Origin of the sequence: Leptolyngbya sp. Cla-17, from assembly GCF_016807185.1 — a bacterium.
Lineage (GTDB): Bacteria > Cyanobacteriota > Cyanobacteriia > Leptolyngbyales > Leptolyngbyaceae > ULC077BIN1.
The window spans coordinates 1048754-1071432 of record NZ_JAEVYN010000002.1 but is presented as its reverse complement, the minus strand read 5'-3'; the positions used below and the strand labels follow the sequence as shown (position 1 = coordinate 1071432).

The 22679-nt window shown below is 48.3% G+C and carries 23 protein-coding genes; 10 read left to right on the top strand and 13 right to left on the bottom strand.

Going from position 1 to position 22679, the window contains the following annotated elements:
* Nucleotides 1–168 precede the first annotated feature (168 nt).
* Nucleotides 169–504: a hypothetical protein gene (locus JOY44_RS16080; protein ID WP_171574652.1), complete on the bottom strand. Its 336-nt coding sequence runs from the start codon at nt 502–504 to the stop codon at nt 169–171.
* Nucleotides 505–770: 266 nt separating this feature from the next.
* Here JOY44_RS16080 and secG point away from each other — a divergent pair, with 266 nt between their 5' ends.
* Genes secG through JOY44_RS16060 form a run of 4 tightly spaced genes read left to right on the top strand, consistent with a single transcriptional unit; the run spans nt 771 to nt 3381 of the window.
* Complete coding sequence (gene secG / locus JOY44_RS32860) at nt 771–1004, top strand: preprotein translocase subunit SecG (protein ID WP_171576042.1); 234 nt, start codon at nt 771–773, stop codon at nt 1002–1004.
* Nucleotides 1005–1028: 24 nt separating this feature from the next.
* Nucleotides 1029–1844: a matrixin family metalloprotease gene (locus JOY44_RS16070; protein ID WP_197985488.1), complete on the top strand. Its 816-nt coding sequence runs from the start codon at nt 1029–1031 to the stop codon at nt 1842–1844.
* 32 nt (nt 1845–1876) lie between these two features.
* Nucleotides 1877–2032, top strand: coding sequence for a hypothetical protein (locus tag JOY44_RS16065; protein WP_203032036.1), 156 nt, complete (start codon nt 1877–1879; stop codon nt 2030–2032).
* On the top strand, nt 2029–3381 hold the full coding sequence (locus JOY44_RS16060; protein ID WP_171574650.1) for a DEAD/DEAH box helicase: 1353 nt from the start codon (nt 2029–2031) through the stop codon (nt 3379–3381). Before JOY44_RS16065 ends, JOY44_RS16060 begins: the two co-directional genes overlap by 4 nt.
* A 63-nt stretch (nt 3382–3444) precedes the next feature.
* Here the strand turns inward: JOY44_RS16060 and JOY44_RS16055 are convergent, their stop codons facing one another.
* From JOY44_RS16055 to ilvA, 4 genes are all read right to left on the bottom strand, one after another.
* Nucleotides 3445–3873, bottom strand: a complete 429-nt coding sequence (locus JOY44_RS16055; RefSeq protein ID WP_171574649.1) for a hypothetical protein — start codon at nt 3871–3873, stop codon at nt 3445–3447.
* A gap of 165 nt (nt 3874–4038) precedes the next feature.
* Nucleotides 4039–4878 carry an alpha/beta fold hydrolase gene (locus JOY44_RS16050; protein ID WP_171574648.1) on the bottom strand — a complete coding sequence of 280 codons (840 nt, stop codon included), beginning with the start codon at nt 4876–4878 and terminating at the stop codon, nt 4039–4041.
* Between the two features lie 21 nt (nt 4879–4899).
* The gene (locus JOY44_RS16045; RefSeq protein WP_171574647.1) at nt 4900–5508 is read right to left on the bottom strand and encodes a Uma2 family endonuclease; all 609 of its coding nucleotides are present in this window, start codon (nt 5506–5508) and stop codon (nt 4900–4902) included.
* Nucleotides 5509–5558: 50 nt separating this feature from the next.
* Nucleotides 5559–7067 (bottom strand): threonine ammonia-lyase, biosynthetic, encoded by a 1509-nt coding sequence (ilvA, locus tag JOY44_RS16040; protein ID WP_171574646.1) that lies wholly within the window; start codon nt 7065–7067, stop codon nt 5559–5561.
* Between the two features lie 73 nt (nt 7068–7140).
* On the opposite strand from ilvA, the gene JOY44_RS16035 reads away from it, so the two are divergent.
* Complete coding sequence (locus tag JOY44_RS16035; RefSeq protein WP_245404928.1) at nt 7141–7359, top strand: hypothetical protein; 219 nt, start codon at nt 7141–7143, stop codon at nt 7357–7359.
* 40 nt (nt 7360–7399) lie between these two features.
* Here the strand turns inward: JOY44_RS16035 and JOY44_RS16030 are convergent, their stop codons facing one another.
* The 5 genes from JOY44_RS16030 to JOY44_RS16010 form a co-directional block, all read right to left on the bottom strand.
* Entirely contained in the window at nt 7400–8308 is a 909-nt protein-coding gene (locus JOY44_RS16030; protein WP_171574645.1) for an RluA family pseudouridine synthase, read from the bottom strand.
* Nucleotides 8309–8435: 127 nt separating this feature from the next.
* Complete coding sequence (locus tag JOY44_RS16025) at nt 8436–9044, bottom strand: DUF6658 family protein (RefSeq protein ID WP_171574644.1); 609 nt, start codon at nt 9042–9044, stop codon at nt 8436–8438.
* Between the two features lie 164 nt (nt 9045–9208).
* A complete protein-coding gene (locus tag JOY44_RS16020; RefSeq protein WP_171574643.1) occupies nt 9209–9583 on the bottom strand; it encodes a hypothetical protein in 375 nt (124 codons plus the stop codon).
* Between the two features lie 61 nt (nt 9584–9644).
* Nucleotides 9645–9911 (bottom strand): hypothetical protein, encoded by a 267-nt coding sequence (locus JOY44_RS16015; RefSeq protein ID WP_171574642.1) that lies wholly within the window; start codon nt 9909–9911, stop codon nt 9645–9647.
* A 346-nt stretch (nt 9912–10257) separates the two neighbouring features.
* The gene (locus JOY44_RS16010) at nt 10258–10698 is read right to left on the bottom strand and encodes a response regulator (RefSeq protein ID WP_245404927.1); all 441 of its coding nucleotides are present in this window, start codon (nt 10696–10698) and stop codon (nt 10258–10260) included.
* Between the two features lie 326 nt (nt 10699–11024).
* Between JOY44_RS16010 and JOY44_RS16005 the strand changes: the two genes are divergently transcribed.
* The 5 genes from JOY44_RS16005 (at nt 11025) to JOY44_RS15985 (ending at nt 19233) form a co-directional block, all read left to right on the top strand.
* Nucleotides 11025–11744 (top strand): response regulator, encoded by a 720-nt coding sequence (locus JOY44_RS16005; protein ID WP_171574641.1) that lies wholly within the window; start codon nt 11025–11027, stop codon nt 11742–11744.
* A gap of 62 nt (nt 11745–11806) precedes the next feature.
* On the top strand, nt 11807–13069 hold the full coding sequence (locus JOY44_RS16000) for a dicarboxylate/amino acid:cation symporter (RefSeq protein WP_197985486.1): 1263 nt from the start codon (nt 11807–11809) through the stop codon (nt 13067–13069).
* 194 nt (nt 13070–13263) lie between these two features.
* On the top strand, nt 13264–14316 hold the full coding sequence (gene egtD, locus JOY44_RS15995; protein ID WP_197985485.1) for an L-histidine N(alpha)-methyltransferase: 1053 nt from the start codon (nt 13264–13266) through the stop codon (nt 14314–14316).
* Nucleotides 14317–14509: 193 nt separating this feature from the next.
* Nucleotides 14510–15856, top strand: a complete 1347-nt coding sequence (locus tag JOY44_RS15990; protein WP_171574640.1) for an efflux RND transporter periplasmic adaptor subunit — start codon at nt 14510–14512, stop codon at nt 15854–15856.
* A gap of 62 nt (nt 15857–15918) precedes the next feature.
* On the top strand, nt 15919–19233 hold the full coding sequence (locus JOY44_RS15985; protein ID WP_171574639.1) for an efflux RND transporter permease subunit: 3315 nt from the start codon (nt 15919–15921) through the stop codon (nt 19231–19233).
* Here JOY44_RS15985 and JOY44_RS15980 read toward each other — a convergent pair.
* The 3 genes from JOY44_RS15980 to JOY44_RS15970 all read right to left on the bottom strand — a co-directional run bounded on the left by JOY44_RS15980 (nt 19230) and on the right by JOY44_RS15970 (nt 22591).
* Nucleotides 19230–19841, bottom strand: a complete 612-nt coding sequence (locus JOY44_RS15980; RefSeq protein WP_171576036.1) for a DUF4126 domain-containing protein — start codon at nt 19839–19841, stop codon at nt 19230–19232. The genes JOY44_RS15985 and JOY44_RS15980 overlap by 4 nt on opposite strands.
* Before the next feature lie 75 nt (nt 19842–19916).
* Nucleotides 19917–20432, bottom strand: a complete 516-nt coding sequence (gene msrB, locus JOY44_RS15975) for a peptide-methionine (R)-S-oxide reductase MsrB (protein ID WP_171574638.1) — start codon at nt 20430–20432, stop codon at nt 19917–19919.
* 338 nt (nt 20433–20770) lie between these two features.
* Complete coding sequence (locus tag JOY44_RS15970) at nt 20771–22591, bottom strand: hypothetical protein (protein ID WP_171574637.1); 1821 nt, start codon at nt 22589–22591, stop codon at nt 20771–20773.
* Nucleotides 22592–22679 lie beyond the last annotated feature (88 nt).

Sequence of the window (22679 nt, the reverse complement as noted above, 5' to 3'; positions counted from 1 at the left end):
ATTCTAGTAAGGTTGGGGCAAATTGATTGGCAATTCGTTTGAGCGATCAATGGAATCAGCTTAATTTATGCGTTTAGGAATCATCGCCCTTCTCACTCAGAGGCGATATATTTCTCAGACGCGATATATTTTGACTTTCTCGACTTCCCCACCTTTCGCCTTACATCCCTATCTACTCTGTAGTTGGTCAATCCGATAGAGCAACTGGATTCGGTTACCTGAGGCAGTGCTATCTTCTGGGTAAACACCTGACAGATTTTTGTCTCGCTCTGGCGAAACCCGTAGCTGGAGATTTGGATTTAACCGTAAACCAACTACATCTGAGTTCGATTGAACTTTTTGGTTAGCCAGTGGGATAACAGAGGACGGAGCAGAAGTTCGTCTAACGGAACGTTCTTGCAACCCACTTAAGGAACTTGCAGAACCCGAAGGCACAGCTTGAATGGCAGTTGTCAAACTGAATAATGTCGCGATAGTACCAAGCGAAACAATTGCTAGCCGCATAGTCAGTGCTTTTAATACTTGATATCAATAGTATGGCAAGCCTTTTTAGGTTAGAAGCTCTACCGGAAGAAACAAATGGCTTGGCTAATGTGGCTTTGTGCTGCGATCGCGTCATTCATACTCGTATCGATTTTCAGCACTGCCATTTTGTTTGCCATCCCTTTTTTAGTAGGTTCTCACCCGTGTCTTGTTTGCTAGAAAATGGTGGATTTTATGAGGCATTTGCTTTTAGACTGGGTAAGCAGCATTATTTACGCGGGTTTACTATGTCTTTGTATCTTGTCCTAAAAACGCTCTGGATTATTGCCGCTTTGGGATTGGTGATTGTGGTGTTGCTGCATAGCCCCAAGGGAGACGGTTTGGGCGGTTTAAGCGGGCAGGCTCAGCTTTTTAACAGCACAAAGACGGCTGAGTTGACATTGAACCGCGTCACCTGGGTACTAACGGTGGTTTTTATGGGGCTGACAGTAGTTTTGAGTGCAAATTTGATTCCACAATAACGTTTAATAATTGCACTAGCTGATATGGGTTCTAATCGGAAAAGAAGTGTGTGGTTTGGGCGATCGCTCCTGGGTGGGGCGATCGCCTTTGTTATTTCACTGGTTGTCGTTGTTATGGGTCAACCGATACTCTCTGCCCAACCGTCGGCTGCACTCGGCACCCTTCCTGCCGCTCAAATTCATCCCATACCGCCAACCCTGGCTCAGTGGCGTGACCCTCAGCAATCAGGCGATTATTTTGACCAAGTTCAGGCTGTGGTTGTAAATTATCTGATTTGGTCAACGTTTCCAGTGACAGTCTATGTTGAACCGCCTACTGTCGCTGAACAGGCAAATCCATTTACGGCAAAACAGGCGAAAACCTGGGGCACTGCCGTAGAAAAAGCCGTGCAAGAGTGGCATCGTTACTTACCCCTCAAGCAAGTTGAACAGGCGGGAGATGCGGATATTCGGATTGCGCGATCGCCGTTACCACTGAGATTTGATCGAAGCAATCAGGATGGCGAACAGCGAAAACTTCCCATTCTTCGTGCCCGTTCCGCCGAGACTCGTTTTGAACTCTACGCCAAAAAGCCAACCGTTGCGCCCTCGGACCACTCAATTCTGTCCCATCGAGTCACGGTGTACATTCGACCTGATCAAGCCTCAGAGTATCTGCAAGCCTCAGCTCGTCATGAACTCGGTCACGCGCTTGGTATCTGGGGGCATAGCCCTCAGCAAACCGATGCTCTCTATTTTTCCCAGGTTCGCAATCCTGCCAAGATTTCTGCAAGAGATCTCAACACCTTGAAACGAGTATATGAACAACCCACACGATTAGGGTGGATGCTAGCCAAGTAGTAGATAGTCAACTAAATCATGGAAGGTTGACCTTGCTTTGCCTGAATGACTGGAACCCTGCTAAAATGCAAGGGCAGCGATCGCTTCCAGTCTTTGCACCGCTGTCAATTGAGATTTCTTACACTTTTATCCGCCTAAGACTGACGCTGCCCACGGCGGTAGGCGGTTTTACTCGCGGAGTTCTATGACCTTTTCCACTCTTGGTTTGTCTGATGAGATTGTTCGTGCTATCACTGAGCGCGGTTACACCACACCTACACCTATCCAAATGCAGGCGATTCCTATCGTATTGGAAGGCGGCGATTTGCTAGCGGGTGCCCAAACAGGCACGGGCAAAACGGCTGGCTTTACCTTACCCATTCTGCACTTATTATCGGCAAACAGCGTATCGGCAAACACTAACAGAAATGCCCCCATCGGTCGCCCACCGGTTCGAGCGCTGATTTTGACCCCGACCCGTGAACTTGCCGCTCAGGTGGAAGAAAGCGTGCGAGCCTACGGCAAATATTTGAAACTAAACTCAATGACCATTTTTGGCGGCGTTGGCATGACTCCGCAAGTGCGACAATTGAGAAGCCGGGTAGATATTTTGGTTGCCACGCCAGGGCGATTGCTAGACCATGTGCAGCAGGGCACCGTCGATCTATCGCGGGTCGAAATTTTGGTACTTGATGAAGCCGATCGCATGTTGGACATGGGCTTTATCCGTGACATTCGGCGCATTCTAGCCCTCTTGCCCAAACAACGACAAAATCTGTTGTTCTCGGCAACTTTTTCTAATGAAATTAAATCGTTTGCCTCTAGCCTGTTAAATCAGCCAGCCCTGATTGAGATGGAACGGCGCAACATTACAGCCGATACAGTAGCGCAAAAAGTTTATCTCGTCGATCGCGAACGGAAGCGTGAGTTGCTCACTAACCTCATCCGCCAGCACAACTGGTTTCAGGTGTTGGTGTTCACTCGCACTAAGCACGGCGCTGATCGATTAGTGAAGCAGTTGACAGAAGATCGAATCCCCGCAATGGCAATTCATGGTAACAAGAGTCAAGCCGCAAGAACTCGTGCCCTGGCAAAGTTTAAGGATGCAAGCTTGCAAGTGCTTGTGGCAACCGATATTGCCGCTCGTGGTATCGATATTACCGATTTGCCCCATGTGGTAAATTACGAGCTACCCAATTCTCCCGAAGACTACATTCATCGCATTGGACGCACAGGTCGCGCCGGAGCCGATGGCGAAGCCTCCTCTCTAGTTTGTGTAGATGAACATCAATTACTAGGGGCGATCGAGAAGCTAATTAAGCAACAATTGCCCAGGGAGATCGTAACTGGGTTTGAGCCAGACCTGCACGCTAAACCTGAACCGATTCAAAATGGTCGCCAAAATCGACAGCAACCGGGAAGAGGGGGACAGTCAAAATCTCGCTCAGCTCAGCCTTCCTCCCAAAAAACCGTAAAGCGTAACACTACCGGCGCAGGCAGCAGCAAGCCCAGCCTTCGTCCTTCCGCACCACGCCTCTCCAGTGGGCAACAGCACTAAATAGTAAAAGGGTGGGCTTACTAGCCCACCCTTTTACTGAAACGTACTTGATTCAAGCGCGTTTTATGGCTTACGAATGTCCTTTGCCATATTGCGGAACATATCCATGCTGGAGTCTGCACGGCGACGTTCGCGCACTTGCGCTGGAGTCGGCGTTGGGGTGGGATTTGATGGAGCCACACCAAAAGAAGATTGTGCTGCCTCCATTTGCCTGCGCTTTTTAGCCGTCATTGCGGAGACTTCTACGTTTAGGTCAGGAACGACTCCGTTGATAGTTTTTGCGTAGGTGCGCTTAATGTTTTTCACAGTACGCATGTAGTCTATATCGCCCATGCTGCTTGCGCTGTCTGCATCCAAGAAATAGGCATCAGAGTTTTGCTGAGTTCGCTGAGGCAGAGGCTTTGCTTTTTCAGGTTTCACTCTTTCAGGTTTTGGGGTAGCAGCTTCATCGGGTTGCCGCTTAGAAAATAAACCTCTGATAAATCCAGTCACGATGTCTCCCTATCTCTGTTTTGTTGCGATGTGTTAATCGATATTAATAATCATAACAATAGAGACTATGCCTTGAGAAGTATAGATTGTAAGGATTTCGAGGTTTTTGGAAAATAATTGAGCGATCGCTTCCCTGATCCGATTACTCCGATTACAGTCTCGTTATTAAGATTCCACTGATTGCGCCATCAAAAACGGAAGAATATGCGCGGCAACTTCAGCAGCATAATCTTGGGGTAAAGAGTGGGTCGCTTCGGGTAAAATCACCAACTGAGCATTGGGAATCTCACGGGCGTAGGTTTCACTGTGCCATAGAGGTATGGTGTCATCGCGATCGCCAGTAATCACCAAAGTTGGGGTGTGGAGGCGATGGATCTCTTTTTCGACGGTATCGATCGCATCTTCAGGGCGAATGCGATCAACTAAGAACGATCGTGCGGCTGGCTGGCTATTCAATTCACCTCGCATCCAAGCGATTTTTTCTAATGTCTCTTTTTGCCCAAACCAGTTTGAAAAAGGCTTGATTCCATTCAGCACCCAATCTACTAGGGGCGTTTGCCAAAGAATCGGACGCAAATGATCATATCGTCCAGCAAAGCTGTCATCTCGAATTCCTGCTGGAGCTAACAAAATTAATCCTTTGACGGCAGCAGGATAAGCCAGAGCATAGGCAGCAGCAACCCACCCGCCAAAGGAGTGCCCTATGAGATAGCATGGCTCCAAATTTCGCGCCTGGATAAACTGCCGGACAAACTCAACTTCTTTCGCAACATCATATTGAATGGCAGGTTTGGCAGAGTCACCGAAGCCCAACAAATCTAGAGCGACACAGTGCATTTGAGTTTGCAGATGTGCCATCAGTGGTAGCCAGCAGTTGCCGCTGCCCATGAACCCATGCAGCATTAGCACTGATGTACCCTGACCTTGTTCTAAGTAAGCTGCTGTTTGAGAAGGGGCGGGCTGAAGAAGGTCTAAATTAAGGAATTGGATTTGTTTTTCAGTCATGCTAGCTTGAGAAGCTTCAGATTATTGTTCTAAGTTTTCTGGTGCAACTGCGGTTTCTGGTTCGCTTTCAAAGGTGACTCCTTCATAGATGTCAGCGATCGCGATTTCTACCCCAATTGATGAAAGATAAATGATTGCAGAATCCGATTCATACTCTCTAAAAATCCATCCATCATTAGTTTTAGTATGATGTTCTACATAGGTTTCATACTGACTCACTAATAAATATTCTTGGAATTCAGGAATAGAACGATAAGCGCGAAATTTATCAGTCTTATCATAATCCTGAGTTGACTTTGATAGTACTTCAATAATCAAACAAGGATTCATCACTGTATCGGTGCGTCTTTCCTGGAACACTGGCTGTGCTTGAATCACAAACACATCAGGATATGTATATCGTCGGTAGCGAGGAATCCAAACTCGTAGATCAGTGATAAACGGTTCCCAATTTTTGCCGCGCCTTGCAAATTTCAGGTAAGCATGGATTGTTCCTGCAATCCGATTATGATTGATTGATCCGCCTGTCATGGGGACAATTTCTCCATTCCAATATTCGCTGCGAAACCCAGCGGCTTCTTCCATAATCAAATATTCTTCGGAAGTATATTTTTTTTGCTGAACTTGCATCGTGACTTCTGAGTGAGAGGGTAGTGATCGCTCAATTTTTACAAGCCGGTCTAACCTAAAAATAGCTTGTAGGCAGGATTTTGGCTTTCATCCCAGTAGCGATAACCCAGCGTCTCCAGAAATGCCTGCCATTCTGTCATCTCTTGGGGAGGCACCTGCATTCCAACAACGATACGCCCGTAGTCTGCGCCGTGATTGCGGTAATGAAATAGGCTGATGTTCCAGTTGGGACTCATGCTCGTAACAAATTTCATTAAGGCACCAGGGCGTTCGGGAAACTCAAATCGATAGAGCAATTCGTTGTGGGCAAGCAGAGAATGTCCGCCGACCATGTGCCGTAGATGCAGTTTGGTGAGTTCATCATCGGTGAGGTCAATAGTTTTGAAGCCACAGCTTTCAAATTTGATCACCATGGCGGCAGCATCAGCACGGTTTTGAATTTTCACGCCCACGAAGATATGTGCTTCTTGCTGATCCGCAATCCGATAGCTAAATTCGGTCAGGTTGCGATCGCCCAAACATTGGCAAAACTGACGCAGACTACCCGGTGCTTCGGGAATGTTAACGGCAAACACCGCCTCTCGACGTTCACCAAATTCTGCCCGTTCTGCTACAAATCGGAGGCGATCGAAGTTCATGTTGGCACCGCAGGCAATGGCAATCAAAGTTTGTCCGCTGATTTGTTCACGCTCGACGTAGGTTTTAGCAGCGGCGATCGCTAGCGCCCCGGCAGGCTCCAAAATCGATCTCGTGTCCTCAAACACATCTTTAATCGCCGCGCAGGTGGCATCCGTATCCACCAGCATCACCTCATCCACATACTGCTGGCATAAACGAAAGGTTTCCGCTCCCACCTCTCGCACTGCGACCCCATCCGCAAACAATCCCACTTGAGACAGGCGCACTCTGTGTCCCGCTTTTAACGATTGAGACATGGCATCCGCATCCACTGGCTCCACACCGATGATTTTGATCTCAGGGCGAATCCGTTTCACGTAAGCAGCGATGCCAGAGATTAACCCACCGCCACCGATCGCCACAAAAATCGCATGAATTGGCTGCTGACACTGGCGCAAAATCTCCATGCCGATCGTGCCTTGCCCAGCAATCACATCCGGGTCATCAAATGGGTGAATAAAGGTCAGCCCCTTCTCTGCCTCTAGTTGCCGTGCATGAGCGTAAGCATCATCGTAGGTATTGCCATGCAGCACCACCTCGCCTCCCCTAGCCCTGACTGCATCAATCTTTACCTGAGGCGTGGTCACTGGCATCACAATCAGCGCTGTCGTACCCAACTGCCGTGCTCCCAACGCCACTCCCTGAGCATGGTTTCCGGCTGAGGCGGCAATTACGCCTTTCGCCAGCACCTCTGGCGGCAACTTCACCATTTTGTTATACGCACCGCGCAGCTTGAATGAAAAGACAGACTGCATATCTTCCCGCTTTAACAACAGTCGATTGTTCAGCCGTCTAGAAAGATTAGGTGCATAATCCAATGCAGTTTCCTGGGCGACATCATAGACACGCGCCGTCAAAATTTGTTGCAGGTAGTCGCACATGGTAATAGTTGAAATGCTGGATGGAAGACAATTTTACGCCACCACTCGCGAGATTCTTTGAAGCTGTGGAAATTTGCCACTCAAACCGGTTAAAAAACTAGATACGATGAGGGCTAAGGGTGAAATTATTGCTTTTGAGATCGCAAATCGCGGTAGTCGTCGGATCGACCAGTCTCAAGTGCTGCCAGGTCTAGCGGTCGCGCTGCTAGAAGAAGCCCTGCACCGCAGTCGGCAAACGAATCATGGCAAAGTCAGCGCTTGGCTACTGTCTCAGCTTCAATCAGCGATGTAGCAGCAAGCATAGCCGAAACGCACCAAATTTTTAATCAGCTTTAATCCAGCTCTGCTGGGGCGGGACAAGTGATGTGGATACAATCCTTAGTTTTAGGATGAATGAAGCGGAGGTGATAAGCATGGAGATGATAGCCACAATCACCGGGCACAGGAAATTGTTCATCCCCATTAATGGACTTTAATAGGGGAATGCCGCCCACAACATAGAGCGGGTCACCTAGTAAAGGAAAGCCAGCAGTAGCGAGATGAATCCGAATTTGGTGAGGTCGCCCCGTCAAAATAGTGACTTCTAGCAGAGTACTGTTGGACTGGCGTTTGAGGACTTGAACTTGACTGTGGGCAGACAAGCCATCCGGTGCGGCCCCATAGATATAGCCCAAAACAGGATGGGGGATTTTTCCAATTGGTTGAGTAATCGTGAACTGATCCGGCATCTCGCCCACTCCAACCAAAGCACGATATACCTTATGAATCTGCCGCTTTCGCAGTTGCTGGCTGAGATGAGCTTTTGCCAAAGGCGATCGCGCCAACAGCATCAATCCCGATGTGCCGCGCCCAAGTCGATGAATTGGCGCAGGCGTATCGTGCGGATATTGCTGGTGTAACTGACCCAGCAGCGTGTGTTCTAAAAAGCCTCCCCCCGGCAGCACAGGCAACCCAGAAGGCTTCGCTATCACCAACAAATCCTCATCTTCATACAGCACTGCAAACTCCAGCGGCACTTCTGGCTCTTCCCACGGTGGACGATGGTAGGCTAACCATTGCTCCGGCTGCAATACGGTCTCTGCCATGCTGGGCTGTTCATCCAGCAGCACTTGCCCCTGTGCAATTCTTTGGTGCCACTCATCCCGGCTAGAGTGACGATAGCGTTGGGTGTAATAGTCTAATACTGTCAATCCAGCATCCGAGCGTTTGATCTGCTCTCGATAAATCCAGCCGTGGTTCATAACTGATGTTTAGACTAAACACGAAAAAAGCGATCTCAAATGTACAAGAGATCGCTCAGTAGATAGTTATTAATGTTTTAAATGCATTACGCCCAAAGTTATGAGACGCGATCGCAAGCCTACCAAACTACATGTTTTTGTTAGGCAAGTCTTTTGAGCCACCCATGATTAGATCTTTGCCTGCACCCTTAGCATTTTGCTTTGCTTGATCAACGACTTTAGGAGCCGCATCGCTTGCCCGGTCTACGTTCTGCTTGATATTGTCAATACCCCGCTCAGTTCCCTTAGCAAAATCTTTTTGTAACTTTTCTGCACTTTTCTGCACTTTTTCAGCCGTTTCCTGTGCCTTGTCTCCTAAAGGATTTTTCTGACGCAGATTATCCACCGCGTCTTGAGGAGAATCGACCCGATTCTTTAGGTTGTTCTGAGCACGTTGGACGTACTTTTTATTTTGCATCTGATTTTTATCAGAATCATACTTAGCATCATCGTTATACTGGTTCATGCCTCCAGCAGGACGCTGTACTGCATCGTACATTTCTTTCTGCATTCCGCCTTGACCCGCATAAGGATTCGGATTGCTAACAGATTTAGTTGCATCAGCGACTTTAGAACTACAAGCAGTGTTAAATACTACCAAAAAGCCAGCTAGCAGTACGATCGCAACTTGCTTCAGTTGAAGTTTCTTTAAGTTAGAAACAATATTTTCTATTAGGTTAGAAATTAAGTTTTTCATACCTCGCTCCATTTAAGTTGTTTAGTGTAACTGAATAGTAGCGGGTTATTAAATTGATTCTCATCCAACCAAAGAGCTAATCTTGTGACCAAAAAGAATCTACATCTCTGCCTTTAGAAGGATCGTTTGAAACCTATAGTCTGCGTCGTATAGCACTACAATTTCTATAATCCTACTAATTCTCGCGTTTCCAGCCCAATCAGCTTTTGTGCGATCGCAAGTCTCGTTTCCAACTTTGCCACACTAAACTCGTTTCGTAAATGCTCCAAGCGTGCCACAGCATGAGATTTTTCAGTGTTAAGCCGATTTATTGCATCGCAGGCAGGGCGATATTCATGATTAGCTTGCAAGATTTCAAACCTGCGCGCTCGTCGCTGATTATCATTCTTTAAATTAGCTTCAAAAGCAGAAATTTTGTCTGCGTTTCCTTCTAATCGAGTAAGGTGTAATCGCATCTCTGCAAGCTGATGCTCCACCTCATTTACTGCTTGAGACGCTTGAGCGATCGCGCTGGGATATTGGCTCAAATTAAGCTTCATCGAAACCTCCAATACAACTCACAGTTCACAACTCAAAACTAACCGTCTAATATTCACCCACCTAGGCAACCAGTTCTGCCAATTGCGGCATCATCCGACTTGGGACTTCCGCCACAGAAGCTAACGGCTTAGGTGCGATCGCCGCTTCTTCTAACACCTTGACTTCAATATTGATTGCAACTAAATAAGAGCCAGCACGTTCGCCCACTGCTCGTGCCACTAAATCTGCCAAAGCAGGATGCTCAGCCGTAATCGGATCTCGAAGAGTGCATCGATCCCATTCGTACTTCGCAGCCGGATCCAAGTTAAGAATGTAGTGCTTAGTCATAAGTAATTGAGTTTTTAGTTCTTATGTACTATTCTAATAGATTAAAAACAGACCTGCAATAATCTTGATCGTGAAATACAGATTGTGATACGTGAAGTACTAAAAGGGTTAGTCAGACACGGTTTGGTGACATCTTAGAAACCTTTGCGGCAGCGATCGCGTAAGATCGTTCACCATGCGACGGTTTTTAATTTGCAACCCTTTGCTTAAACTGACGGTTTCAGTTGCTTGAATGACTTATACCGTCATCTTTCACTTTTTCAAGCAATCTCAACCGGAGCAGTCGCTCAGTTGTATGGTTCGTAAATGTCGAGATCGCACCTAGCAACTCGCCAGTAGCACTTCATCAGGGCATTTCACAGAGCATCCAATATTGGTTTAGGGTTGCCATCAGTTCGGTAAAAGCGTTGAAGGTTACAGGTTTAACCAAATATCCAGCAATGTTAAAGTGATAGGCTTCCGCGCGGTCTTGATCGCGGTTAGAGGTGGTGAGAACAACGACCGGCGTTTTTTTCAGGACTGGATCTGCCCGGAGCGCGTTTAAAAATTCAATGCCGCCCATTTTAGGCATATTCAGATCTAAAAGAATTAATCTGCGATATGCAGGAATAGCGTCACATTGATTAGAGCTACGACGCAACATGGCAAGTGCTTCAATACCATTGGTTGCAATATACAAGGGATTTGAGATGTTGCTCTTCTTAAATGCCCGCCTAACGTTCATCACATCTACTTCGTCATCCTCTACGAGGAGGACATTAATTAACCGCGATTCCTGCATCGACATCGCGCTTCCTATATTGATTGAGTATCACTTGTGCTGCCTCAAAGATTATTTAAGCCTTTCTTAAAAGTTAAGGCACTGAGTTGCCATTTCACATGCAGCGAGGGTGTGATCTTCAGTGGATAAATGCGTATCTAAATGGTGATATTAATGACCCCACCCAATTTTTTCATATCATAGGCGGAGATTATTTGACTAGACTGTTGACCTTTAGAGAGAGGCTCTATGTCTATTGGTGGATGTGATTTGCAGTCAAAGCCTTTATCTAAATAATAGGGATAAACATAACTAATGTTTAAACCTTTGGTCACTCGGTAAGGAATGAGACAATGAGCGAACTTAATGTTGTACTAATCGAAGATCACGATCTAACACGGATTGGATTGCGGACGGCATTAAAGCAGCAAGAAGGGATTTGCATTGTGGGCGAGGCTCCGAATGCTTCTCAAGGTTTGAGAGTGTTGGAAAGTACTCAACCCGATGTGGCGATCGTCGATATCGGGTTACCCGATATGGATGGGATTGAGTTGACGCAAAAGTTTCGGCAATTTCAAGCTACAACGAACAATGACAAAACGAAGATTTTGATTTTGACAATGCACGACAGCGAAGATGCCGTGCTAGCTGCATTCGCGGCGGGTGCCGATTCTTACTGTATGAAGGATGTAAGCATTGACAAGCTGGTAGAAGCGCTACGGGCGACTCATTCGGGCTGTTCGTGGATTGACCCTGCGATCGCAAATGTAGTCTTGCACCAGGTCCGTCAAACTCCATCGAATGGTCATGGCAATCGTCAAGCTAAAACCGTTGCAATTGGCGCAGTTGATCCAGAAATGGAGCAGGTTTTAGAAAGCTATCCGCTGACGGAACGCGAGTTAGAAATTTTGGAACTGATTGTCTCAGGTTGCAGCAATGCAGCGATCGCAGACAAGCTGTACATTACGGTAGGCACGGTTAAAACCCACGTCCGCAATATTTTGAGCAAGCTTTGCGCTGAAGATCGAACGCAGGCAGCCGTTCGAGCACTGAGATCGGGCTTAGTGGCATAAGCGGCAGATAGAAGTAATCAAGTCTGAGATAATAACCTCGCAAAGGACTATCTGCGAGGCGAATGCAAACAACCACCGATCCGCGATCGCCCGACAATCGCTCAATCAGTTTATCTACGCTGATCTTAATGGCGCTGGGTCTGGGTATTTTGTTTGGAATTGGGCTAAACCAGTTCATACCTGCCAGCGTACCTGCGATTGATCGCTATGTTTTAGACCCGATTGGGCGGATATTTCTGCGATTAATTCAGTTTGTCGTTATTCCCATTGTTTTTTCTTCCCTAATTTTGGGGTTGACCCGCATTCAAGACGCGAGTCAGGTGGGACGATATACCCTCAAACTGATGACGAGCTATGCCGTCACCAGCGCGATCGCGGTTGCATTGGGCATGGTAACTTGCAGCATCTTGCAACCTGGCGCTGGAATCACAGGATTATCTTTACCAGTCGCCACGATTCATGAACAAAGCCCATCCCTGCTCGATTGGCTAATTAGTTTAGTGCCCATCAATCCCATAGAAGCGCTCAGCACGGGAAATTTACTGCAAACCATTTTTTCGGCAGCGTTGATCGGCGTAGGCATTCAGCTTGCAGGAGAGAAAGCAACTAGCTTTTTGGCGGTGGTAGAGAGCATTTACGCCATCAGTGAAAAGATTTTATCGATTATTCTGTACACAGCGCCCATTGGCGTTTTTGCGTTGATCAGTTCGATTATCGCGACTCAAGGATTGGCAGTCATTGCCAAGCTATTGATTTACATTTTGGGCTTGCTGTTCACAACATTGCTCATGGCTGGGATATACGTTCTAACATTGGCACTTCTCAAAGCAAAACCCATTCATCTTTTGCAAAGCCTGTTTCCGGCGCTCTCGCTTGCCTTTGGCACCGCCAGTTCTAATGCCGCCCTTCCCATTGCCCTACAAAATGCTCAGGACAGTTACGGATTGCGCCCTGATATTGCCAGTTTTGCCATTCCCCTTGGCACGGCATTAAAGCGAGACGGCGCAGCCATTTTACAGAGTTTCAATGCTTTATTCATTGCGCAGATTTATCACATTCCGATCACTTCAGAGATGCTGTTGGCGATCGCCCTGAGCGCGTTTCTGGTCTCCTTTAGTACTCCGGGTGTACCCGGTGCTGCCATCATCACCATGACTACCGTATTAGCGGCAGCAGGTTTGCCCGTGGAAGGAGTCGCGATCGTCGCTGGAGTTGATCGCCTGACCGATGGCTTCAAAACTGTGATTAATGTGATTGGTAATGTCGCCAACGCGGTGATATTGAGCCATTGGGAAACGCAAAAAGAGGCGAGTGGCGAATCATGAAGGGCGAGGGGGTAAGTCCTTGGGACTGGCTTCGCCAACGCGTAGCGTCTTCACAGGAAGTACAGCAAATGCAAAACTCCTCCCTCTTTTCTCATCCTTTGCTCAGTTGCCTTTCATGCAGTGGTAGCCGTTAATGGCAAAATGGCGAGCAGTGGCATCGCCATTTTTGTTCTGCTGACTGTTGTGGAGGTTACATGTCAAGTTTTAAAACGGGTGGTGATATGTCGTTTCAATCGGTTGCTGAGAAGAGTCCTCCTGAGTGGTCAAGTCGATTGAAGATTGACTATTTGGCAGATTCCAACATTCCTACTGTCGAGGACAGTGGCGCGGATGTTGTGCAAGGATTGAGCCGATCGCCTAAAACACTACCGCCAAAATATTTTTATGATGATCGCGGCTCCCAACTGTTTGAGCAAATTTGTGACCTACCAGAGTATTACCTGACTCGCACAGAAACAGCGATTTTGCAGCAGTATGCAGGCGCGATCGCCCAGCAGACCGGAGCCTGTGAACTGGTGGAATTGGGCAGCGGCAGTTCCACTAAAACCCGATTGTTACTAGAAGCGTATCAAGCGCAAAACTATCCACTCTGCTATCGTCCGATTGATGTTAGCGCAGGAATTTTGGAAAGCAGCGCTCAAAGCCTATTGCAAACCTATTCGCAACTCAAAATTCATGCCTTAGTGGGCACCTATGACCAGGCACTTCAAACCTTATCAGGCGCTTATTTGCCCCAACGGATGGTTTGCTTTCTGGGCAGCAGTTTAGGCAATCTTAGCCCGGAAGAGTGCGATCGCTTTTTTGAGCAGGTAAGACTGGCGCTGCGATCGGGCGGTTACTTTCTGCTCGGCGTTGATTTACACAAATCCACCGCTCAATTGGAGGCAGCCTATGATGATAGCCAAGGCGTTACTGCCGCCTTTAATCTCAACCTACTGCATCACCTCAACCGGCGTTTCGACGGCAATTTTGATGTGTCTCAGTTTGAACATTTCGCTTTCTACAACACCGAGTTGCACCAAATTGAAATGCACCTCCGCAGCCTCAAATCACAAACGATTCATCTGCGAACCCTAAATCTGACGATTGAAATGGCAGCTGGGGAAACCATCCGCAGCGAGATTTCACGCAAGTTTGATCTGGCAACACTTCAACCACAGCTTCACTCGAAAGGCTTACGCCCTTTCAAAATTTGGATGGATGCTAACGCATGGTTTGGGCTGCTGCTCTGCCGCTGTGAGGCATAATCTCTCATTCGGACGAGCTGACAAGGCTTAATATAACGATACAATCCAAATGCTCTTTCCCCTTTTAGCATTCTTTGAAAAGTGCATTGAACCACTTTATGCAGATGAGAGTCTAAAAGGTGAGAGGAGTCTATTCACCAAAATTTAAACCACTCACAGTAAGCTCCTACTTTAGGTTAGAAGGATTTCTGTCATGCCAAAATTTATGGAGCCTATTAATCCAGCAAGCGTTTTGCGATGGAGTGTTTTAGTAGGAGCTTTAACAGTGATCACAGGCTGTGGCATGTTGCCTAAGTCTGAAGCGGAAGCCCAGACTGGACAAAGGCAGGCGGAGAATGGTCCAGCATCGGTGGATGTGGCGATCGCCCGTACCATGCCCCTGCAACAAACTGTGGAATATACCGGCACTACACAGCCCTATCGCCAAGTTTCCTTGCGATCGCAGGTCGAAGGAACAGTGCTGGATCTGGCGGTAGATGTGGGCGATCGAGTCACGCAAGGGCAAACCGTGGGTCAGTTGAATGATGCAGTGCTGGCTGCTGCGGTGGTTGAAGCCGAAGCCGAAGTGGCAGCACGTCAGGCAGATGTGGCTGAGGCAAATGCCGAGGTTAGCACCGCTCAAACCCAAGTTGAAGAACAACGCCTGCGGCTACAACAAACCCGCTCGGATCTGGCACGGCTTGAACTGTTGTTTCGTGAGGGAGCGATCGCCGCACAAGCCGTAGAAACAGCTCGAACGACTGCTGGCACGGCTCAACAAGCGCTGCGATCAACTCAAGCCCAAGTGCGAACTCGTCAGCAAGCGGTTACGGCAATTCAGCGCCGCATTATTGCCCAACAGGCGATTGTGGCGCAAGAGAAAGAGCGACAGTCTCAGACTCAGTTAATTTCACCCGTCACCGGTTCAGTCTTGGAGCGCGTCACAGAACCCGGCAATCTGGCACAACCGGGCAGCGAAATCCTCAAGTTAGGCGATTTTAGTCAGGTTAAAGTGGTGGTTCAAGTATCCGAGCGGGAACTTGGGACTCTTCGCACTGGACAACCCGTTCAAGTCCGTCTTGATGCTTTCCCCAAGAGGGAGATCGTCGGACGCATTGCCCGAATCTCTCCTGCTGCTGACCCCTCCTCCCGCCTAATTCCCATTGAAGTCATCATTCCTAACTCGGATGAAAGCATTGGCAGCGGTTTATTGGCGCGGGTGGACTTTACTCAACGGGCGATCGCCCGTGTCGTCGTGCCTGAAACTGCCCTACAAACTGATAAAGATCGGAGATCGCGCGCCCAATCCTCCGGTGGTGCCCAATCATCTGAGCGTCCGCCTCAAACTAGAGGCAACATCTTCACAATCGCCAAGGGTGAAAAACCTACTGTCTCCGCCCGTTCAGTTACTTTAGGTAAACGCCTAGATGGACAAGTGGAGATCGTCTCCGGCTTAGGAGTCGGTGATCGCTTTGTTTCCCGCAGCAGCAAAGCCCTCAAAGATGGTGATCTTGTAAAACTCAGTAGTATCTCCGAAGGACAGAGAGGGAATAGGGAATAGAACTTTAAAGACTCAAGCTCAAAACTCAAAACTTTTTGCCCCTTCGCCATTCGTAATAAGCCATGAACCCTTCCCCACCGACTGGTTTCAGTATTAGCCGCATTGCAATCCTGCGACACATTGGTACGTTGATGCTGACCCTGGCAGTTATTGTCATGGGCGTTTTCTTTATCACTACGCTCCAAGTTGATTTGTTGCCCTCCATCACCTATCCCCGGATTGGGGTGCGGTTAAATGCTCCAGGCACTTCCCCAGAGGTGGCAGTAGATGAAATTACCAGACCGCTGGAGGAAGCTCTTTCAGCCACCGAAGGCGTGGTACAAGTCTATTCTCAAACTCGCGAAGGACAGGTGAATTTAGATTTATATTTTCAACCGGGTGGCAATATTGACCAGGCATTGAATGATGCAACGGCAGCCTTTAACCGATCGCGCGGACAGTTACCAGAGACGATTGAAGATCCACGCCTGTTTAAAGTTGATCCCTCTCAGCTTCCGGTATACGAACTCGCGCTCACCTCTCCATCCATGGCCCTAGTTGATTTGCGGGTGTTTGCAGATCAAGAGCTATCCCGTGAGTTGGGTGTGATTCCGGGGGTGGCAGTGGTGGATGTGTCTGGGGGCGTTGAAGAAGAAGTACGGGTGATGGTGGATCTCGATCGCCTACAAGCTGTGGGCGTGGGGCTAAACGATGTATTAACCGAGTTGGGCGATCGCAACCAAGATATTTCTGGCGGACGGATTTTGGGCAGCAACTCAGAGCCACTCACGCGGGCGATTGGACGGTTTAAAAGTGCCGCAGAGTTGCGAGATATCTCATTTGAAGTGGGCGGACAGCCTGGAAATGTTGCTCAAGGCTCTGCCCAATCGGGAGCATCGACTACTCCGGCTCCTACCCAACGAGTTTATCTGCGAGATTTCGCGACCGTGATTGACGGTACCAATCAACAGCGGATTTTCGTGGCATTGAATGGGCAACCCGCCGTCAAAATGAGTGTGCAAAAACAACCCGATGCCAACACCATATCCGTGGTTGAAGCAGTCAAACAGCGCATTAAAGAATTGCAGCAGGCAGGCACTATCCCAGCCGACATGACACTGTTGCCCACCCTGGACGAATCGGTATTCATTCAAAATGCCATTTCTAATGTAGTTAGCTCTGGGCTGATTGGCACGGGACTTGCTGCGATCGCGGTTCTCCTGTTTCTAGGGTCCTTCCGTCAAGCCCTGATCATCGTCCTCTCAATTCCCCTAGCAACCCTTGCCGCCATTATTTTGATGGGAATGTTCAAACTGTCACTCAACGTCTTTAGTTTAGGCGGTTTAGCGTTGGGCGTTGGGATTGTCGTAGATAACTCGATCGTCATGCTAGAAAGCATTGCCGAAGGGGTTGGCATGACTCCTGGCAAAGATGCCACTAGCCAACTCAGCCGATCCCAACTGATGACCCAATCCATGCACAGCAGCCAAGAAGTCGAGTCGGCTTTAGTGGCTTCCACGGCTACTAACCTGGTTGCAGTCTTGCCCTTCTTGCTGATTGGCGGCTTTATCGCCCTGCTGTTTAATGAACTGATTCTCACCATTACCTTTTCGGTTGCCGCCTCAATTCTAATTGCTGTCACCGTCGTACCCATGCTAGCCTCGCGATTGTTAGGTATTCGGGCATCTAGTGGACTCAGCAAGTTTTGGCTACTGTATCAGTTCAATCGCCGCTTTGTTGATGCTACTCAAGGATATGGCACTCTCCTAGGATGGACCCTGGCAAAACGCTGGCTGGTAGTCGGGTTAACTGTAGGGATTTTAGGCGGTGGCAGTTGGTTTCTCGCAGGGCAAATCCCCCAAGAAATTTTGCCTCGAATTAATACCGGGCAAGCAAACCTTAACGCCCAATTTCCACCCGGTACACCTCTAGAAACTAGCCGTAAGGTCATGGCATCAGTGGATGAGATTTTGGCAGCACAGCCAGAAACTGAGTATGTGTTCTCCACGATTGGTGGCAGCTTGTTTGGTAGTAATACCAGCGAAAACTCTTTGCGAAGTTCCAGCACAATTACCCTCAAACCGGGTACTGTGGTGGATGATTATGTTGCTAAGGTAACAAAAGAGTTTCGCAAACTTAATTTGGTGGATATTCGGTTGCGGGTCAATCCGGGGCAGGTACGCGGCTTGATTTTGAATAACTCGCCGGTGCGGGGAGCCGATGTGGATGTGGTGCTGCAAAGCGAAAATGAAGAGGCACTAACCCAAGCAGGACGACAAGTGCTGCAAGCGTTGGAACAGGAAGCAACCCTGATCACGGTGCGCCCAGATGCCGACGATCGCCAGCCAGAGATTCAAATTCGCCCTGATCGCGAACGTCTAGCAGACTTAAACCTCAACATTCAAGATATTGGCAGAACCTTAGAAACCGCGATTCAAGGCAGCGTACCCACCCAAATTCAACGGGGTAATCGCTTGGTAGATGTGCGGGTTGAGCTAGACAATGCTCTGATTCAGCAGCCCTCCCAGCTAACTCAACTGCCCATTTTTACGGAAAATAACCGTCAAATTCGCTTGGGCGATGTGGCAACGATTGAAACCGGACGCGCACCGGGCGAAATCCGCCGAATTAATCAGCGGCAAGTCTTTTTGATTGCAGGGAGCTTGAATCAGGGTGCTAGTTTGAGTGCAGCAATTCAACAGGTGCAAACAATTCTGAGCCAACAAGAACTGCCTGAAGGGGTTGGGGTGTTGCCCAGTGCGGCGGCACAAAGCAATCAACAGCTTCAAGCAACATTGCCTATTTTGGGTGGCTTAGCGGCATTTTTGGTATTTGTCGTGATGGCGGTGCAATACAATTCCCTGGTTGACCCGTTGGTAATTATGTTTACCATTCCTTTAGCGTTGGCAGGCGGTATTTTCGGATTGTTCATTACCAAGACCGCGATCGGCGCAACGGTAATTGTGGGAGCGGTGCTGCTGGTGGGGATCGTGGTTAACAACGCCATCATCATGGTGGAACTGGCAAACCAAATTCGCGAGCGCGAAGGCTGTACTCGTCGTGCCGCCATTCTCAAAGCTGCGCCTCAACGTCTGCGCCCGGTGCTGATGACCACCATCACCACTGTTTTGGGTATGTTTCCTCTGGCGCTGGGATTGGGTCAAGGGGGAGAGTTTCTTCAGCCGCTTGGCATTGTGGTCTTTTCTGGCTTGTCTTTGGCAACCCTGTTGACCCTGTTCCTAATTCCCTGCTTCTATGTGATTCTGCACGATCTTTTCGATCAGAATTTCCTGAAGGGACGCGGTAAGAAGACGCGATTGCACGATGACTTTCAACCTGCAACGCCCCAGAAACCTGCGATGCCCCAAGAACCAGTGGTAAGCAAAATAATAGATTAAGCAATTGGAGTGTTGGATTCTGGTAACCGCGATCGCAACTTCAGCAAAAACTGACCCACTTTGTACAGTGCAAAACTAAGAAGTGCAATTACCAAGCCCCCTGCGACTAGGGGCAAAGTGATAGCAAGCAGAGTTAGGGCGATCGCGGCGATCAATTCGATTGTTGACAGGATGGGATTTGTCAGTCCGCCTGTCATTGCGGTAGAGGTGCCCCGCAAAAGATTCATTAATCCTTTGGTTAACGCTGCCGTACCCCCACCTGCAATGATCGCCAAAGTCCACTGCAAAACTGGGCTCAAATCGGAGGACGTATGTCCCACAATGAATGTCCCTAACACGATTGCCAAGGGAGTCGCAATAAAATCTAGGGCGTGATCAAACCAGGGAATGAAGTATCCACCAATTTCTAACGCGCAGGCAAGGGCTAACACAATTAATGCGGGAGAGCTTTCCAGCCAATCAAAGTTGGTTGGCAGGTCAATATGCCCCACCACAGCAGCAAAGCTCAGTACCAAAAATGGCACAAATACTCGAAATCCCACAGCTGCACTAAGGCTGATTCCTAGCAGCAATTCAATGAAGGTATCAAAGCTAATGATGTGATCCAAATGCCCCTCCGGCTCAAACCTATCCACTCTTTCAATATAGCGATCTGGTTGATGACATCGGCGACAAATGCTTCTCTAGACTGAGGTTGGGCTAAAATTCAAGGCGACACCATTCATACAATAGCGATCGCCCGTTGGAGCAGGACCATCATCAAACACATGCCCCAAATGTCCACCGCAACGCCGACAATGAACTTCAACTCGCGTCATCAAAAATGAGGTGTCCGTAGTGGTGGCAGTTGCTCCGGCGATCGGGGCATAAAAACTGGGCCATCCCGTACCACTGTCGAACTTTGTATCTGATTTAAACAGCGGCAAATCACAACCAGCACAGGCAAACACGCCCTGTCGATACTCCTTATCAAGAGGACTAGTGCCTGCCGGCTCGGTGCCATGCTTCCGCAAAACGTAAAATTGCTCTGGGGTTAAAATCTTGCGCCATTCTGTTTCAGTTTTAGTGATTTCAAACTTACCCTTTGAGGCTGTAGAGTTTGCTGATGCAGTCGTCTGTGATGTGCCAAATAGAGAGCGTGACAGCCAAGTTGCACCCAGAAAAGCGGCACCCACCCATAAGAAATTTCGTTTTTTCATAAATTCTGTTTATCTTTTGATTTCGTGAGCAATGATGAACTATTCACAATAGAGATACGCAATAACCAAGCCAATTGGTTTTAAGTTTTTGGGTTTATCATATAGCCACAAAGCTACAAGAGCTTTTGGAACAGAGTTCGTCTAGCACCAGTGTTGATCACTTACTCGACTAGCTAACACTCCATTCGCAGGGCAGCCAATTCGCAAAGCAGCAATCTACTTTCTCAATCGCGGTTTGTCCTATTTCGTAGATTGAGCATTTATCATAAGGCTCTGAATGAAAAAAAGGGCAGCTACAGGCTGCCCTCTAATCTCTTTGGTCAATTTTTCTGAGAGTTTTAAGGTGCGGTCGTGGTACCTGAGCTAGGGGTTGTAACTGCTGGCTCAACCGCTGGCGTTGGCGTTGTAGTGCTTGGAGTTGCCGCAGGCTGTGGAGTTGCCGCAGGCTGTGGAGCTGCTTGATCTGTCGGTGCCACCTCAGGAGAGGACGATTGCACCGTATCCGCAGGAATTTCCCGCAGTCCAGTCATGCCTGGAAAAACACGGCTGGGTAGTCCTACCACTTGATACGCAGCAACAACCTTGCCTTTTTTCTTCAGCTTGCGCCCCTGAACTTCAGTGCGATCGACCAAAAGAATGCGATCGCCCCTCCGCTCTACGACTACCTCAGTTGTTCCTTTTTGCTGATGGACATAGTAAGTCGTATTGCGACCATAGTTCCGATCATCATCATCGTCATCGTCGTCATCATCCCCAGAGTTACCACTACGCTCTACACGCTGACCTCTGCGGTTATCATCATCATCATCATCGTCATCGTCATCGTCGTCCCTCTCGCCGCTGGTTACAGTCAGCAAATTCCGATAGCCAGGGAAGATAGTAATAGAGGAATTATTAAAGACCGTTGTCGTAAAAATAGCCGTGCTGGTGCTACTGGTGCTACTGGTAGTACTGGTGTTACTGGTAGTAGAAGTTGTGCTTCCGGTTGTGGAAGGCGTAATGACCGCAGTCCCAGCCGTTGTCGAGACTCCGACTACTGGGATAACCACAAAACGACTGAAGTTAACATTGTCGCGGCGATCGCTCACTGTAAAAAACGTATCACCCCCACTTTTCCCCTCAAAGCTGCGGCTTCCTTGCTCAAATTTAAACTCCGTATCGCGCCGTGAAGTGCCGGAATAGGTAATCGAGTTGCCACCTGTAAAAGCGACGAAGCCGGGTCCTTCCCCCTTAATTTGATAATTCACTTGACCCGTCAGCGTATTCAAATTCAAGCTATCTTTCTGGACATTAAACGGTCCCGTTAAGGAGATATCTAATGTTCCAGATCCCTCAATCTTAAACTGGGAATTTGAGTTGCCAGTACTCTCAATTTTGAACTCAGTCACATTTCCAGCAAAATCCAAGACTCTGCGCCCCGTTGCCGGATCAATTCCATAAGCTGCCTCATCCACCTGGGCATTCTTACCCTCAAAGTCAAACTTAATCCGTCGCCCTAAAAACACAGGCACTAAGGTTACTTCCGTCGCCGCAGGACGCAACTGCAAATCAGAGGGTAGCCCAATGAAATCGCCCGTCAAGCTAGCTGCAAATGAACCGACTTCCAACAATCCAGCCTTAGAAGTGTAAGCACTACTGGAGGTATTTGATAGCTGAACGTTGACTCCAGGAATGAACACAAGCGGTGCGGTTCCTGTTTGAGTAGGGCTAATCAAAGAACCCGTTCCAAAAGAATTGGGCGCAAAAGCGGTCAGCGTAAAGTTGAGCGCTGTTGGAATATTTTGAAAGAAGACTGGGTTGCCCACTCCAGAAAAGGCAACCCCTGATAATGCCCCTTCTAGGCGACCTTGATCGCCACTATCAGGACGACTATTGCCGTTGGTATCGGTAAAGCGGCTAGCGTTAGGCAGAAAACGTGAAGTTGTTGTAGTGCCGTTTGGGGTAACAATTCGCAGAGTTTGGATCACCGTATCAAATAGCACAGGGGAACCTGTGCGACTTAGGGTGTTTGCATTGCCAGCATTCAGTTGGGTAAAAAAGGCAGCGTCTCCGCTGACTTGTCCACCGGTAATTGGAATATCAGCATGGGCAGAAGCGGCAACGGCAAGGCTGCCAGCCACCATACTTATACAGGTAGCGAATCGAGTAAATTGAATCATCACGTCAAATTTCCTCTTATATCAGTTGGCGAATGAATAGTGAATCGTGGCAATTAAGCGCACACCCATAGGGACAAAAACTTACCAG